Annotated in this window: 16 protein-coding genes; 12 read left to right on the forward strand and 4 right to left on the reverse strand. The window is 68.4% G+C overall.

Translation table 11 applies throughout. The features are described from left to right. Nucleotides 1-25 precede the first annotated feature (25 nt). Entirely contained in the window at nt 26-550 is a 525-nt protein-coding gene (locus tag SBI67_RS11765; protein ID WP_318980737.1) for a YbhB/YbcL family Raf kinase inhibitor-like protein, read from the forward strand. A gap of 2 nt (nt 551-552) precedes the next feature. On the opposite strand, the gene SBI67_RS11770 is transcribed toward SBI67_RS11765, so the two are convergent. From SBI67_RS11770 to SBI67_RS11780, 3 genes are read right to left on the reverse strand one after another with little or no spacing between them, the layout of a single operon-like run. Beyond that, nucleotides 553-1617: a quinone-dependent dihydroorotate dehydrogenase gene (locus tag SBI67_RS11770; protein WP_318980738.1), complete on the reverse strand. Its 1065-nt coding sequence runs from the start codon at nt 1615-1617 to the stop codon at nt 553-555. Then, nucleotides 1614-1853 carry a DUF5703 family protein gene (locus SBI67_RS11775; protein ID WP_024453565.1) on the reverse strand — a complete coding sequence of 80 codons (240 nt, stop codon included), beginning with the start codon at nt 1851-1853 and terminating at the stop codon, nt 1614-1616. Before SBI67_RS11775 ends, SBI67_RS11770 begins: the two co-directional genes overlap by 4 nt. Continuing rightward, on the reverse strand, nt 1850-2809 hold the full coding sequence (locus SBI67_RS11780; RefSeq protein ID WP_318980739.1) for an NHL repeat-containing protein: 960 nt from the start codon (nt 2807-2809) through the stop codon (nt 1850-1852). The genes SBI67_RS11775 and SBI67_RS11780 overlap by 4 nt, the downstream gene beginning before the upstream one ends. Before the next feature lie 162 nt (nt 2810-2971). Between SBI67_RS11780 and SBI67_RS11785 the strand changes: the two genes are divergently transcribed. The 8 genes from SBI67_RS11785 to SBI67_RS11820 all read left to right on the forward strand — a co-directional run bounded on the left by SBI67_RS11785 (nt 2972) and on the right by SBI67_RS11820 (nt 9369). Next, nucleotides 2972-3283, forward strand: coding sequence for a hypothetical protein (locus tag SBI67_RS11785; RefSeq protein WP_266049004.1), 312 nt, complete (start codon nt 2972-2974; stop codon nt 3281-3283). Between the two features lie 36 nt (nt 3284-3319). Further along, nucleotides 3320-4150 (forward strand): undecaprenyl-diphosphate phosphatase, encoded by an 831-nt coding sequence (locus tag SBI67_RS11790; RefSeq protein WP_266049058.1) that lies wholly within the window; start codon nt 3320-3322, stop codon nt 4148-4150. Further along, entirely contained in the window at nt 4147-4851 is a 705-nt protein-coding gene (locus tag SBI67_RS11795) for a histidine phosphatase family protein (protein WP_266049005.1), read from the forward strand. Before SBI67_RS11790 ends, SBI67_RS11795 begins: the two co-directional genes overlap by 4 nt. A gap of 33 nt (nt 4852-4884) precedes the next feature. After that, nucleotides 4885-5472, forward strand: a complete 588-nt coding sequence (locus SBI67_RS11800) for an Rv2134c family protein (protein ID WP_318980740.1) — start codon at nt 4885-4887, stop codon at nt 5470-5472. Beyond that, nucleotides 5456-6307: an Rv2133c family protein gene (locus tag SBI67_RS11805; protein WP_318980741.1), complete on the forward strand. Its 852-nt coding sequence runs from the start codon at nt 5456-5458 to the stop codon at nt 6305-6307. Before SBI67_RS11800 ends, SBI67_RS11805 begins: the two co-directional genes overlap by 17 nt. Then, nucleotides 6292-7107 carry a 3'(2'),5'-bisphosphate nucleotidase CysQ gene (locus SBI67_RS11810; RefSeq protein WP_318980742.1) on the forward strand — a complete coding sequence of 272 codons (816 nt, stop codon included), beginning with the start codon at nt 6292-6294 and terminating at the stop codon, nt 7105-7107. Before SBI67_RS11805 ends, SBI67_RS11810 begins: the two co-directional genes overlap by 16 nt. A 92-nt stretch (nt 7108-7199) precedes the next feature. Continuing rightward, the gene (mshC, locus tag SBI67_RS11815; RefSeq protein ID WP_318980743.1) at nt 7200-8438 is read left to right on the forward strand and encodes a cysteine--1-D-myo-inosityl 2-amino-2-deoxy-alpha-D-glucopyranoside ligase; all 1239 of its coding nucleotides are present in this window, start codon (nt 7200-7202) and stop codon (nt 8436-8438) included. A gap of 40 nt (nt 8439-8478) precedes the next feature. Beyond that, nucleotides 8479-9369, forward strand: coding sequence for an SDR family oxidoreductase (locus SBI67_RS11820; protein ID WP_318980744.1), 891 nt, complete (start codon nt 8479-8481; stop codon nt 9367-9369). A gap of 74 nt (nt 9370-9443) precedes the next feature. Here the strand turns inward: SBI67_RS11820 and SBI67_RS11825 are convergent, their stop codons facing one another. Next, nucleotides 9444-10301, reverse strand: coding sequence for a PAC2 family protein (locus tag SBI67_RS11825; protein WP_024453555.1), 858 nt, complete (start codon nt 10299-10301; stop codon nt 9444-9446). An 82-nt stretch (nt 10302-10383) separates the two neighbouring features. Between SBI67_RS11825 and SBI67_RS11830 the strand changes: the two genes are divergently transcribed. From SBI67_RS11830 to SBI67_RS11840, 3 genes are all read left to right on the forward strand, one after another. Next, nucleotides 10384-10509 (forward strand): hypothetical protein, encoded by a 126-nt coding sequence (locus tag SBI67_RS11830; protein WP_318980745.1) that lies wholly within the window; start codon nt 10384-10386, stop codon nt 10507-10509. A 210-nt stretch (nt 10510-10719) separates the two neighbouring features. Further along, on the forward strand, nt 10720-14487 hold the full coding sequence (gene metH, locus SBI67_RS11835) for a methionine synthase (RefSeq protein WP_318980746.1): 3768 nt from the start codon (nt 10720-10722) through the stop codon (nt 14485-14487). A 16-nt stretch (nt 14488-14503) separates the two neighbouring features. Continuing rightward, nucleotides 14504-15175 (forward strand): HAD family hydrolase, encoded by a 672-nt coding sequence (locus SBI67_RS11840; protein WP_318981313.1) that lies wholly within the window; start codon nt 14504-14506, stop codon nt 15173-15175. Nucleotides 15176-15190 lie beyond the last annotated feature (15 nt).

Raw genomic sequence — 15190 nt, forward strand, 5'->3', positions numbered from 1 at the left:
CTGACAAACTGCTGAAAGGGGCGCGATGAGCACGTCACCGTACGACAACCTGCCGCAGCTTCCGACGTTCACGCTGACGTCCGAGTCGGTGACCGACGGTCAACCGCTGGGCAACGATCAGGTCAGCGGGATCATGGGGGCCGGTGGCTCCGATGTGTCACCGCAGCTGAGCTGGTCCGGTTTCCCGGAGGAGACCCGCAGCTTCGCAGTGACGGTCTATGACCCCGACGCGCCCACCGCCTCCGGGTTCTGGCATTGGGCGGTGGCCGATCTGCCTGCCGAGGTCACGTCGCTGCCCGCCGATGCCGGCAACGGTGACCCGCTGCCCGGCGGCGCGGTGACCCTGGCCAACGACGCCAGCCTCAAGCGCTACATCGGTGCGGCCCCGCCGGCCGGTCACGGCCCGCACCGCTACTACATCGCCGTGCATGCGCTGCCCGTGGAATCTCTGGGGCTGCCAGACGGCGCCACCCCGGCCTATCTCGGCTTCAACCTGTTCGGCCAGGCCATCGCCCGCGCCGTCATCCACGGCACATACGAGCAGAAGTAGCGCTACCGCGCGGCCGACCCGACCGCCTCGGCCACGGATCCGAACCCCCCGGACCGCAGGCGGTCGGCGATGCCGTCGTGGATGTGCTTGGCCCACAGCCCACCGCCGTAGATGAACCCGGTGTAGCCCTGCAGCAGCGACGCACCGGACACGATGCGCTCCCAGGCATCCTCGGCGGTCTCGATACCGCCGACACTGATCAGCACCAGACGATCGCCCACCCGGGCGTACAGCCGGCGCAGCACCTCCAGCGAGCGCGCCTTCACCGGCGCGCCGGACACGCCGCCGGGCCCCAGGTCGGCCACTCCCGGGGTGCGCAGGCCGGCCCGGGAAATCGTCGTGTTGGTGGCGACGATGCCGGCCAGTCCCAATTCGACCGCCAGATCCGCGATCTCGTCGATATCGGCATCGGACAGGTCAGGCGCGATCTTCACCAGGACCGGTGTGTCCGTGGCGGCGCGCACCGCCGTCAGGATCGGCCGCAGCGAGGACACCGCCTGCAGGTCGCGCAGCCCGGGGGTATTCGGCGAGCTGACATTGACCACCAAGAACGCGGCCTGCGGGCCCACCAGCCGGGCGCTTTCGGCGTAGTCGTCGACGGCCTGCTCGGCCGGGGTCACCTTGGTTTTGCCGATGTTCACCGCGATCGGCACGTCGGGGGTGTGCTGGGCCAGCCGGCGCGCCAGCGCGGCGGCGCCGTGGTTGTTGAAGCCCATTCGGTTGAGCAGCGCCCGGTCCTCGGCGAGGCGGAACAGCCGGGGCGTCGGATTGCCCGGCTGCGGCTGCGCGGTCACCGTGCCGACCTCGGCATAGCCGAAGCCCAGCGCTCCCCAGACCGCCATGCCGCGACCGTCCTTGTCGAAGCCGGCGGCCAGGCCCAGCGGCGCGGGGAAGTGCACGCCGAACACCGTGCTGGCCAGGATCGGATCGGTCGGGGCGAGCAGCCGGCGCAGCGCCTTCCGGCTGATGCCGATCGCGGCCGCCGCCCGCAGGGCTGCGAACACATACGTGTGAATGCGTTCCGGATCGACGAGAAAGAACATCCGGCGCAACAGGTGGTAGATCACAGCGCCGGCTGATCCCCGAGTGCGGTCTTCTTGCGGCGCAGCAGCACTCGGCGGCTGCCGTCGGTGTACAGCCGCACCCGGGTCAGCTCCCAACCGCGGTACTCGGCCTCGATCGACAGCCGGATGGATGCCGAGAGCCGGGTGACGTCCGGGGGCAGTCGTAGTGGTACCCACTCGTATTCGTCGGACAGCTCACCGGCCCAGCCGGCCGGCATCCGGCCCCGTTGCACGCTCATCGGGCAGCCTTCTCGATCACCTGCACCCCACCTCCGGACCCGGACACCACGTACAGGGTGCCCGACGCGTCGTCGAAGGCCAGGGTGTCGGGTTGCTGCACGGTCCTATAACGCACCTTCTCTACGGGTATTCCGGTGCTCAGATCGTAACCAACGACGGTGTTGGTGGCCGTCTGTGACACCCAGGCCAGGCCGGTGGACCCGGCCAGGCCGTACGGCGCGTCGGGCACCGGGTAGGCCTGCCGCAGGATCAGCGGCCCGGTGCCGTACACCAGCAGCGCGCCACCGCGGGTGTCGGCGACCAGCACCCGCCCGGCCCGGTCGGCGGCGATGGTGGTCGCCCCTTCACCCGCGCGCAACGCCTGCTCGGCCTTGGTGCCGTCCTCGTCCACCTCCGTCACCGAGGTTTGACCGCGGTCCAACACCACCACCGAATTACCCTGCGCCGCAAGGCCGTCGACATGGGCGAAGCTCTTCAGCCGCGCGCTGACGGCGCTGGGGGAATCACCTGCCGCCAGGGTCAGCACGGCGCCGTCGGCGCTGCCGAGCACCAGGCGGCCGTCGGCCCGCACGGCGATCGCGGTGAAGTCGGTGTCAGCCTCGCCGCTGACGTCCACCCGGGTGGCCGCGCCGGTGGCCAGCTCCACCCGCAGATACCCACCGCGGGTGGCCAGATAGGCCCGCCCCGCACCGTCACCGGCCAGCGCGCGGGCCGGTGACGGCAGCGTCACGGTCCGGGGCTGCGCGCCGAACACGGTGAGCCGGTCGGCCGGTCCGAGCACGCTCAGAGCGGCGGTCTGCGGGTCGAACACCGCGGCCAGGCCGGGCGCCGGCAGCGGCCGGACGACGCCAGGGACGGCGCCGGTCGCCGGCGGTGAAACCGCGGCGGAGGCCGGCGTGATGGTGGGCGGTGGCGAATCCGCCGGGTTCTTTGAGCAACCCGCAGAGAACGTCACAACCAGGGCTAATGCGCAACTCAAGACGGAAAGCGCAGCGGATTTCGTGTGCAAAGCCCCGTTCGGCTCCTCTTTGCGTGATGAAGAATGTTTCGAATTCAATTTTCGGGCAAACATCGGTAAGGCCGAACGAGGTCGTCAATTTGGCGGTAGGGTGCCGCTATGGCTCTCGTGCCGGACTTTCTGATTGACCATGAGTTTGCCATCGAGGACATCTCGACCGGCGTGCACGCAAGTGGTTTCGGCATGCTCGCAGGTGGCCGCAGTTTTTCCTTTCATGTGCAGGACCGTCAGTCGTTGGTGGTCGAGGTCTACCGGCCGGCCTTGAGCGGGCTGGTCCCGGTCGACGAGGACATCGTGGCGGTGGCCACCCACAGCCTCGCCGATGTCGACCTCTTCGACGAACGCAGCCTGGCCGCCGCCGTCCGCGACGCCGTGGCGACCGCCGAGCCGGTGCAGCGCGGCGCACGCTGACCACTGGCCCACGGTACGGTCGTCCGCGTGACTGACGTGTCGTGGCTGCAAGTGATCGTCTTGTCGATAGTCCAAGGCCTGACCGAGTTCCTACCGGTGTCGTCGTCCGGGCATCTCGCCATCGTGTCCGAGGCGTTCTTCGGCCAGGACGCGGGCGCGTCGTTCACGGCCGTCATCCAGATCGGCACCGAGATCGCGGTGCTCATCTACTTCGCGCGCGATATCGGCCGCATCCTCACCGCATGGTTCGGCGGACTGTTCGACGCCGGCCGCCGGACCGCCGACTACTGGCTGGGCTGGTGGGTGATCCTGGGCACCATCCCGATCGGTATCGCCGGGCTGGTGTTCAAGCACTACATCCGCGACGACATCCGCAACCTGTGGATCATCGCCACCGCGCTGGTGGTGTTCTCCGCGGTGATCGCCGCCGCAGAGTACTTCGGCAGGCAGACCCGCGAGATCACCCAGTTCACCTGGCGCGACAGCCTCATCGTCGGCACCTCGCAGGCGCTGGCCCTGATCCCCGGCGTCTCCCGGTCCGGTGTCACCATCAGCGCGGGCCTGTTCCTCGGGCAGAAGCGCGAGGCCGCCGCCCGGTTCGGCTTTCTACTCGCCATCCCGGCGGTGCTGGCGTCGGGCCTGTTCTCGCTGCCCGACGCCTTCCACCCCGAGGGCGCCGGGCAGAGCGCAACCGGGCTGCAGCTCCTGGTGGGCACGGTGATCGCGTTCGTGGTCGGCTACGCGGCCATCGCCTGGTTCCTGAAATTCCTGGTCCGGCACAGCATGTACTGGTTCGTCGGCTACCGCGTCATCGTCGGCGTGACGGTGCTGATCCTGCTCGGCACCGGCGTGATCGGGGCCCAATGACCGTCATCCTGCTGCGACACGGTCGGTCGACGTCCAACACCGCACACACGCTGGCCGGCCGCTCGGAGGGCGTCGACCTCGACGAGAAGGGCCGCGAACAGGCCGCCGCGGTGGTGGACCGGATCGGCGCCCTGCCGGTGAAGGCCATCGTGCGCTCACCACTGCTGCGCTGCGCCACCACCGTCGCGCCCCTGGCCGCTGCCCTGCAGATGGAGCCGACCGTCGACGAGCGCATCTCCGAGGTCGACTACGGTGCCTGGACCGGCCGCAAGATCGCCGACCTGGTCAAGGAACCGTTGTGGACGGTGGTGCAGCAGCAGCCCAGTGCGGCGGTGTTCCCCGACGGCGAGGGGCTGGCCCAGGTCCAAGCCAGGGCCGTCGCCGCCGTCCGGGAGCACGACCGCCGGCTGGCCGCCGAGCACGAAGGCGATGTGCTGTGGGTGGCCTGCACGCACGGCGATGTGATCAAGGCGGTCCTGGCCGACGCGCTGGGCACGCACCTGGACAGCTTTCAGCGCATCACCGCCGACCCCGCGTCGATGAGCGTGATCCGCTACACCGACACCCGGCCGTTCGTGCTGCACGTCAATCACACCGGCAACGGCCTGACCGCCGCGCTGACCCCCAAACCCGCGGGCGAGCCCGGCGCCGAGGCCGCCGCGCCCGCCACGGATGCGGTTGTCGGCGGCTCCACCGACTGACGCCTGGCCCGTACCGGTATTTTGAGAGGTGCCATGGCACGCGCAATTCACGTCTTCCGCACACCCGACCGCTTCGTGGCCGGGACCGTCGGGCAGCCCGGGAACCGCACGTTCTACCTGCAGGCGGTGCATGACAAGCGGGTGATCTCGGTGATGCTGGAAAAGCAACAGGTGGCCGTGCTCGCCGAGCGCATCTCGGCGCTGCTGGTCGAGATCAACCGCCGTTTCGGTACCCCGATCCCGCCCGACACCGGCGAAGTGGACGACCTCAACCCGCTGGTCACCCCCGTGGACGTGGAGTTCAAGGTGGGCACCATGGGCCTCGGGTGGGATTCCGAGGCGCAGACCGTGGTGGTCGAGTTGCTCGCGGTGTCCGAGACCGAGTTCGACGCGTCGGTGGTGCTCGACGATGCCGAAGAGGGGCCCGACGCGGTGCGGGTGTTCCTGACGCCGGAGTCGGCGCGCGAATTCGCCAACCGGTCCAACCGGGTCATCTCCGCGGGCCGGCCGCCGTGCCCGCTGTGCGATGAACCGCTCGACCCGGAAGGCCACATCTGTGTTCGCACCAACGGCTACCGGCGCGGGGCGTTCGGCGGAGCCGATGATGACATCGAATCCTGAGCGGGAGCGGGTGCACCGGGTTCTCGCACACGGCGACCTGACCGTCATCGGACGGATCCGCTCGGCCAGCAACGCGACGTTCCTGTGCGAGGCTCGGCTCAAGGACGGACTCGAGGACCGCCAGGAACACTGCGTGTACAAACCGGTGGCCGGGGAGGCGCCGCTCTGGGACTTCCCCGACGGCACCCTGGCCGGACGCGAATACGCCGCATACCTGGTATCCGCCGCCCTGGGCTGGAATGTGGTGCCCTACACCATCGTTCGTGACGGGCCGGCCGGCCCCGGCATGGTGCAACGCTGGGTGGACCAACCCGGTGACGCGTTATCGGAGCAGGACCCCGCCGATCCCGAGCCCACCGGACCGGATTTGGTCGACCTGGTGCCCGCCGGGCAGCCGCCGCAGGGGTATCTGCCGATCCTGCAGGCCTACGACTACGCCGGCGACGAGGTCACCCTGGTGCACGCCGATGACGAACGGCTGCGCCGGATGGCGGTCTTCGACGTGGTGATCAACAATGCCGACCGCAAGGGTGGCCACATCCTGGCCGGCGTGGACGGCGGTGTGTACGGCGTGGACCACGGGGTGAGCCTGCACGCCGAGGACAAGTTGCGCACCGTGTTGTGGGGCTGGGCGGGCAAGCCGGTCGAGGACGGCAACCTGGCCGCCATCGCACGGTTGCGGGAACAGCTCGACGCCGAGTTGGGTGCACAACTGTGTGAGCACATCACCGGTCGCGAAGTCGCCGCGTTGCGGTCGAGAATCGTTGCGCTGCTTGATAATCCGGTGATGCCGACGCCCGATCGGCATCGGCCCATCCCGTGGCCGGCGTTCTAGTGGGGTCCACCGAGCTCACCGATGCCGACGTCGCCGCCACCGTAGCGGCCGATGCCGGCCGGCTGCTGCTCGCGGTGCGCGACGAGGTCGGCTTCTACGATCCGTACGACCTCGGTGATGCCGGGGACCGTCGGGCCAATGCGCTGATCCTGCGCCGGCTGCGGGAACTGCGCCCGCACGATCCGGTGCTCTCCGAGGAGGCCGCCGACGACCTGTCGCGGGTGCATGCCGACCGGGTGTGGATCGTCGACCCGGTGGACGGCACCCGCGAATTCTCCCTGCCGGGGCGGGTGGACTGGGCGGTGCACATCGCCCTGTGGCAGCGCGACAAGACCGCAGCCGGAACTGCGGCAACCGGCACCGGCTCCGCCGGTGCCATCACCGACGCGGCGGTGGCCCTGCCGGCCATCGGGCAGGTCTACCGCACCGACACCGTCACCCCGCCGCCCCCACGCGCCGACGGACCGATTCGCGTCACGGCCAGCACGTACCGACCCCCGGCGGTGCTGTGGTGGCTGCGCGATCATCTCGACATCGAACTGGTGCGGATCGGCTCGGCCGGCGCCAAGGCGATGGCGGTGGTGCGCGGTGACGTGGACGCCTATATCCATGCCGGCGGGCAGTGGGAGTGGGATTCGGCCGCACCGGCCGGCGTCGTCCAAGCCGCCGGCCTGCACGCCACCAGGCTGGCGGGGGACCCGCTGGTGTACAACCGCCGCGACCCGTACCTGCCCGATCTGCTGATGTGCCGGCCGGAACTGGCCGGGATCCTGCTGGACACCATCAGATCCGCACACTGATTCGGGAATCAAATGCTCACCCACGTTGTCGCTACTCGGTGAGTACGGGCCGACGGGAGAGCACGCTGACCGCACACCTTAGAGTCGACGCCATGCAGTCGTGGCCGGCGCCGACCGTTCCCAAGTTGCCCGGTACGGGCGTGCCATTGCGGCTCTTCGACACCGCCGATCGCCAGGTGCGTCCGGTGTCGGCGGGGGAGACCGCCACCATGTATGTCTGTGGGATCACCCCGTATGACGCAACACATCTCGGGCATGCGGCCACCTATCTGACCTTCGACCTGGTCTACCGGTTGTGGCTGGACACCGGCCTCGGCGTGCACTACGTGCAGAACGTCACCGACGTCGACGACCCGCTGTTCGAACGGGCCGCCCGCGACGGCATCGGTTGGCGCGAACTGGGGGACCGTGAGACGCAGCTGTTCCGCGAAGACATGACCGCGTTACGGGTGCTGCCACCGCGGGATTACGTCGCCGCGACCGACACCGTCGGCGAGGTCGTCGAACTGGTGGAGAAACTGCTGGCCTCGGGCGCGGCCTACGTCGTGGACGACGCCGAGTACCGCGACATCTATTTCCGTGCCGACGCCACCGAACAGTTCGGCTATGAATCCGGGTACGACCGGCACACCATGCTGCGCTTCTTCGCTGAACGCGGCGGCGACCCGGACCGGTCCGGCAAGGTCGATCCGCTGGATGCCCTGCTGTGGCGGGCCCAGCGCCCCGACGAACCGAGTTGGCCGGCCTCGTTCGGTCCGGGCCGGCCCGGCTGGCATATCGAGTGCGCGGCGATCGCGCTGAACCGCATCGGCAGTGGGTTCGATGTCCAGGGCGGCGGGTCGGACCTGATCTTCCCGCACCACGAGTTCTCCGCCGCGCACGCCGAATCCGTCACCGGCGAACGCAGATTCGCCAGGCACTACGTGCACAGCGGCATGATCGGCTGGGACGGGCACAAGATGAGCAAGAGCCGCGGCAACCTGGTGCTGGTGTCGCGGCTGCGTGCCGACGGGGTCGACCCGGCGGCAGTGCGGCTGGGGCTGTTCGCCGGGCACTATCGGGCGGACCGGTTCTGGAGCACCGATGTCCTCGACGAGGCGCAGTCCCGGCTGGCCCGGTGGCGCCACGCCACGGCACTGCCCGCGGGTCCGGATGCCACCGATGTGCTCAGCCGAGTCAGGCGCTACCTGGCCGATGACCTCGACACTCCGAAAGCCCTTGCCGCCCTGGATGGTTGGGCTACCGACGCGTTGACCTACGGCGGCGCCGACCCGAGCGCACCCCGACTGGTGGCCGATATCGCCGATGCCTTGCTCGGAGTTGCCCTCTAACCCGTTCCCGTGACCGGAGGTACCGGGTACCTTGGACGGCATGTCCGCAACGTATGCCGTCGACGGCAAGGTCGTGTTCATCACCGGGGGCGCCCGCGGCGTCGGCGCCGAGGTCGCTCGCCGGTTGCGCGCCAAGGGTGCCCGGCTGGTGCTCACCGACCTCGACGAGGCCCCGCTGGCCGAGCTGGCGGCCGAGCTCGGCGGGGCCGACCATGTGCTCACCGCGCTGGCCGACGTGCGGGACCTACCGGCCATGCAACGAGCCGCGGACGCGGCCGTGCAACGGTTCGGCGGTATCGACATCGTGCTGGCCAACGCCGGCATCGCCAGCTTCGGGTCGGTGCTCCAGGTCGACCCCGAGGCGTTCAAACGTGTCATCGACGTCAACGTGGTCGGGGTGTTCAACACCGTGCGGGCCACGCTGCCTACGGTGATCGCCCGCCGCGGTTATGTCCTGGTGGTGTCCTCGCTGGCGGCATTCACCTCGTCACCGGGGCTGTCGGCCTATCACGCCTCCAAGGCCGGCGCCGAGTACTTCGCGAACACCCTGCGCCTCGAGGTCGCCCACCTCGGAGTGGACGTCGGGTCGGCGCACATGAGCTGGATCGACACCCCGCTGGTGCAGGACGCCAAGGCCGACCTGTCGGCGTTTCGGGAGATGTTGTCCAAGCTGCCGACGCCGCTGAATCGCACGACCACCGTGGCGGCCTGCGGGGCGGCGTTCGTCAAGGGCATCGAGGGTCGCCGCAAGCGCATCTACTGCCCGGGCTGGGTCGGCGCGTTCCGCTGGATCCGACCGGTGGTGCCCACGGAGGTGGCCGAACGCGATATCCGCAAGATCACCCCGCAGCTGTTGCCCAAGCTGGACGCGGAGGTCGCCGCGCTGGGCCGGTCGCTGAGCGCGCGCACTGAGGCGCTGGAGAAGAACTGACGGCCGTGCTTGATGTGGCCGCTCAGCGGCCGTGCCTGATGTGGCCGCTCAGCGGCCGTGCTTGATGTGGCCGCTCAGCGGCCGCGTCTGCGCAGGTAGCGCTCGAACTCCGCGGCCAGCGCGTCGCCGTCGATCTTGCCGAGCGCCTCGTTCATATCGACCTCGGCATCCCCGCGTTCCTCCAGGGACTGCACGTATTCGGCGATCTCGTCGTCCTCGGCCGTCATCTCGGTGACCGCCTGCTCCCACTCCTCGGCCTGCGTCACCAGATCACCCAGCGGCACCTCGATATCGAGCACATCCTCGACGCGACGCAGCAGCGCGACGGTGGCCTTCGGGTTGGGCGGTTGCGAGACGTAATGCGGCACCGCGGCCCAGAAGGTCACCGCCGGGATACCGGCCTGCACGCAGGCGTCCTGGAACACTCCGGCGATGCCGGTGGGTCCCTCGTACCGGGTTTCTTCCAGGCCGAAGAACTTCGCCGAATCGGCGGAGTAGGCCGCCCCGGACACCGGTACCGGCCGGGTGTGCGGCGTGTCGGCCAGCAACGCACCGAGGATCACCACCGTGTCGACGTTGAGTTTGTCGGCGATCGCCAGCAGCTCCGCGCAGAAGGTGCGCCAGCGCATATTGGGTTCCACCCCGTGCATCAGCACGATATCGCGGTCACTGCCCGGTGGGCGGCAGTGCGAAATCCGCATCGACGGCCAGACCAGTTCCCGGGTGACACCGTCGACCTGGCGGATCACCGGACGATTGACCTGGTAGTCGTAGTACGCCTCGTCGTCGATCTCGACGATCGTCTCGGCTTCCCACATCGCGTCCAGGTGTTCCAGTGCGTCACTGGCGGCATCACCCGCATCGTTCCAGCCTTCGAAGGCCGCGACGATGATGGTGTTGCGCAGATCGGGCAGGCCATCCGACGGGGTCACACGTTCAGCGTAAGCCCTGTACCGGGTGCAGGAGCGGCATCGCCCCGCCAGTGAGTTCGGCAAGACGGACTACTCTGTTCGTGTGACCGCCCGTACCTCACGGCCCGATGACACCGACCGGTTGGACGTGCTTTCCCAGCGCGCCATGGCAGGCCTGGCGGTGCCGGGCACCCGAATGCCGGCCAGGTGCGCGGTCGAGGCGAAATAGGTTCGGCTGCAATCTGGTTAGTCTTGTTAACTACGACATCGCCGATGGGACCGCGAACCGGCGGCCACGACGGTGACGTGGGCGTCCAGACGTCGATCGGGTAACGACGTAGACTTTTCACCGCCGAGAGGCGTTGCAACGGTTTCTGGAGGGGATCACCGGGTTCCTTCCGGGCCGCCACGCTCGGCGAAGTCAAGGACGCCTTCCGCTATGGAAGGAATGCACGTGAGCGCTGACGTGACCGCCTCGAACTTCGAACCCCATATCCGCCCCGACTGCACCGACGAGCTGGCCGCCACGCTACGCCGGCGCATCGTGGTGATCGATGGTGCGATGGGCACGGCGATCCAGCGCGACCGGCCCGACGAGGCCGGCTACCGCGGCGAGCGGTTCGCCGACTGGCCCAGCGATCTGGTGGGCAACAACGACCTGCTCACCCTCACCCAGCCGCACATCATCTCCGGCATCCACCGCGAGTACCTGGAGGCCGGCGCCGACATCATCGAGACCAACACGTTCAACGCCAATGCGGTGTCGCTGGCGGACTACGGCTTGGAGGAACTCGGCTACGAGCTCAACTACGCAGGCGCTGCGCTGGCGCGTACTGCCTGCGACGAGTTCAGCACCCCGGACAAGCCGCGTTATGTCGCCGGGGCATTGGGCCCGACGACCCGGACGGCGTCGATCTCACCCGATGTCAACGACCCGGGCGCCCGCAACGTGTCCTACGACCAACTGGTGGCCGCCTACTCCGACGCCGCCAGCGGCCTCGTCGACGGCGGAGCCGACCTGCTCATCGTCGAGACGATCTTCGACACGCTGAACGCCAAGGCCGCGATCTTCGCCATCGAGCGGCTGTTCGAGGAACGTGGTCGCCGCTGGCCGGTGATCATCTCGGGCACCATCACCGACGCGTCCGGACGGACGCTGTCGGGTCAGACCACCGAGGCTTTCTGGAACTCGATCCGGCACGCCAAGCCGCTGGCGGTCGGGTTGAACTGCGCCCTGGGGGCCCCGGAGATGCGGCCCTACCTGGCCGAGATATCGCGCATCGCCGACACGTTCGTCTCGTGCTACCCGAATGCCGGTCTGCCCAACGCCTTCGGTGAGTACGACGAGACCCCGACGCGGCAGGCCGGCTATGTCGCCGAATTCGCCGACGCGGGACTGGTCAATCTGGTCGGCGGGTGCTGCGGCACCACGCCGGCGCATATCGCCGATATCGCCAAGGTCGTCGACGGTAAGACGCCACGCGCGGTGCCGACGATCGAGGTGGCCACCCGGCTCGCCGGCCTGGAGCCGCTCAACATCACCGACGAATCGCTGTTCGTCAACATCGGGGAGCGCACGAACATCACCGGATCGGCCCGGTTCCGCAACCTGATCAAGGCCGAGGACTACGACACCGCGTTGTCGGTGGCGCTGCAGCAGGTCGAGGTCGGTGCGCAGGTGATCGACATCAACATGGACGAAGGCATGATCGACGGCGTCGCCGCGATGGACCGGTTCACCAAGCTGATCGCGGCCGAACCCGACATCAGCCGTGTCCCAGTGATGATCGACTCCTCCAAGTTCGAGGTCATCGAGACGGGCCTGAAAAACGTGCAGGGCAAGCCGATCGTCAACTCGATCTCCCTGAAGGAGGGCGAGGAGAAGTTCGTCCGCGAGGCCCGGCTGTGCCGCAAGTACGGCGCCGCCGTCGTGGTGATGGCCTTCGACGAGCAGGGGCAGGCCGACAACTTGGAGCGCCGCAAGCAGATCTGTGGTCGCGCCTACCGCATCCTGACCGACGAGGTCGGCTTCCCGCCCGAAGACATCATCTTCGACCCCAACTGCTTCGCGCTGGCCACAGGCATCGAGGAGCACGCGACCTACGGCATCGACTTCATCGACTCCTGCGCGTGGATCAAGGAGAACCTGCCCGGGGTGCACATCTCCGGTGGCATCTCCAACGTGTCGTTCTCGTTCCGCGGGAACAACCCGGTGCGCGAGGCGATCCACGCGGTGTTCCTGTTCCACGCGATCAAGGCCGGCCTGGACATGGGCATCGTGAACGCCGGTGCGCTGGTGCCGTATGACTCCATCGATCCCGAGCTGCGGGAGCGCATCGAGGACGTCGTGCTCAACCGCCGTGAGGACGCCGCCGAGCGGCTGCTGGAAATCGCCGAGCGGTTCAACAAATCGGACAAGACCGAAGAGGCTGGGGCGGCGCAGTGGCGCTCGCTGCCGGTCCGGGAGCGGATCACCCATGCCCTGGTGAAGGGCATCGACGCGCATGTCGACGACGACACCGAGGAACTGCGGGCCGAGATCGCCGCCGCGGGCGGGCGCCCGATCGAGGTGATCGAGGGCCCGCTGATGGACGGGATGAACGTCGTCGGCGACCTGTTCGGCTCGGGCAAGATGTTCCTTCCGCAGGTGGTGAAGTCGGCGCGGGTGATGAAGAAGGCCGTGGCCTACCTGCTGCCGTTCATCGAGGCGGAAAAAGCGGACTCGGGTACTTCCAGTGCCAAGGACACCAACGGCACCATCATCATGGCCACCGTCAAGGGCGACGTCCACGACATCGGTAAGAACATCGTCGGGGTTGTCCTGCAGTGCAACAACTTCGAGGTGATCGACCTCGGTGTGATGGTGCCCGCCAGCAAGATCCTGGACGCGGCCAAGGAGCACGACGCCGATATCATCGGGCTGTCCGGGCTGATCACCCCGTCCCTGGACGAGATGGCCAACTTCGCCGTCGAGATGGAACGCGAAGGCCTGCAGATCCCGCTGCTGATCGGCGGCGCGACCACCTCACGCGCGCACACCGCGGTGAAGATCTCGCCGCGCCGGTCCGGGCCGGTGGTGTGGGTCAAGGACGCGTCCCGTTCGGTGCCTGTCGCGGCGGCGCTGCTGGACGACAAGCAGCGGCCGGCCCTGCTGGAGGCCACCGAGAAGGATTACGCGTCGTTGCGGGAGCGGCACGCCCAGAAGAACGAGCGTCCGACGCTCACGCTGGAGAAGGCCCGGGCCAACCGGACGCCGGTCGACTGGGCGGGCTACACTCCGCCGGTGCCCGCGCAGGGCGTGGGGGTGCGGGATTTTTCTGACTACGACCTCGCCGAGTTGCGCGAATACATCGACTGGCAACCGTTCTTCAACGCCTGGGAGATGAAGGGCCGCTTCCCCGACATCCTGAACAACCCGGCGTCGGGGGAGGCCGCCCGCAAGCTGTACGACGACGCCCAGGAGATGCTCGACACCCTGATCAAGGAGAAGTGGCTGACGGCCAATGGCGTGATCGGCTTCTTCCCCGCAAACGCGGTCGGTGACGATATTGAGGTCTACACCGACCAGACCCGCACCGAGGTGCTGGCCACGCTGCACAACCTGCGCCAGCAGGGCGAGCACCGCGACGGCATCCCGAATCGGTCGCTGGGCGATTTCATCGCCCCCCGAGAAACCGGGCTCCGGGATTACGTCGGTGCGTTCGCCGTCACCGCTGGTTTGGGTAGCGCGGACAAGATCGCCGAGTTCAAGGCCGATCACGACGACTACAGCGCCATCCTGCTGGAGTCCCTGGCCGACCGGCTGGCCGAGGCGTTCGCCGAGCGGATGCACGAACGGGTCCGCAAGGAGTTCTGGGGCTACCAGCCCGACGAACAGCTGGACAACGAGGCGCTCATCGCCGAGAAGTACACCGGCATCCGCCCGGCGCCCGGGTACCCGGCCTGCCCGGAGCACACCGAAAAGGTGACGCTGTTCTCCTTGCTGGACGCCACCGAGCGCACCGGCATCGAACTCACCGAGTCGATGGCGATGTGGCCGGGTGCCGCCGTCAGCGGCTGGTACTTCTCGCATCCGCAGTCGCAGTACTTCGTGGTCGGCCGACTGGCCCAGGACCAGGTCGCCGACTACGCCAAGCGCAAGGGATGGACGCTCAAGGAAGCCGAGCGCTGGCTGGCGCCCAACCTCGGCTACAACCCGGAGGACTGAAGATATGCATTCGTCGCTGCGTGCCGTCCTGTTCGACATGGACGGCACCCTGGTCGACAGCGAGAAGTTGTGGGATGTCGGCATGCACGCCCTGTATGCCGACATGGGCGGGGTGATGTCCGAGGAGTCCCGGGCGGCGACCGTCGGCGGCTCGGCCGAGAGCGTGATGGTGCACACCTACCGGGATCTGGGCCGCGAGCCGGATCCGGCGGCGATGGCCGCTTCCATCGACTGGTTGCACGTGTATGTGGGGGAGCTCTTCGAGGGCGGGCTGCCGTGGTGCGCCGGCGCCCGCGAACTGCTGGACGCGCTGCTGGCCGACGACGTCCCGATGGCGCTGGTGACCAACACCCGCCGTGGGCTCACCGAAAAGGCACTCGAAAGCATTGGCCGACACTACTTTTCGGTGACCGTATGCGCCGACGAGGTGCCGCGCGGTAAACCCGCCCCGGATCCGTACCGGCACGCCGCGCGGTTGCTGGGCCTGCCTCCGGCACAGTGTCTGGCCATCGAGGATTCGATCACCGGAACCGCCGCCGCCGAGGCGGCCGGTTGCCCGGTGGTGGTGGTGCCCAACGATATTGCGGTACCCGCGGGCCCGCGCCGGCACCTCGTCTCGTCCCTCGAGGACGTCGACGTCGCCGTGTTGCGCGATATCCATGCCGGACTCGCCACCGAAGTGGCCTGACACCGGTCGCGTCTG

The sequence above is a fragment of the Mycolicibacterium chengduense genome (assembly GCF_033741155.1).
GTDB lineage: Bacteria > Actinomycetota > Actinomycetes > Mycobacteriales > Mycobacteriaceae > Mycobacterium.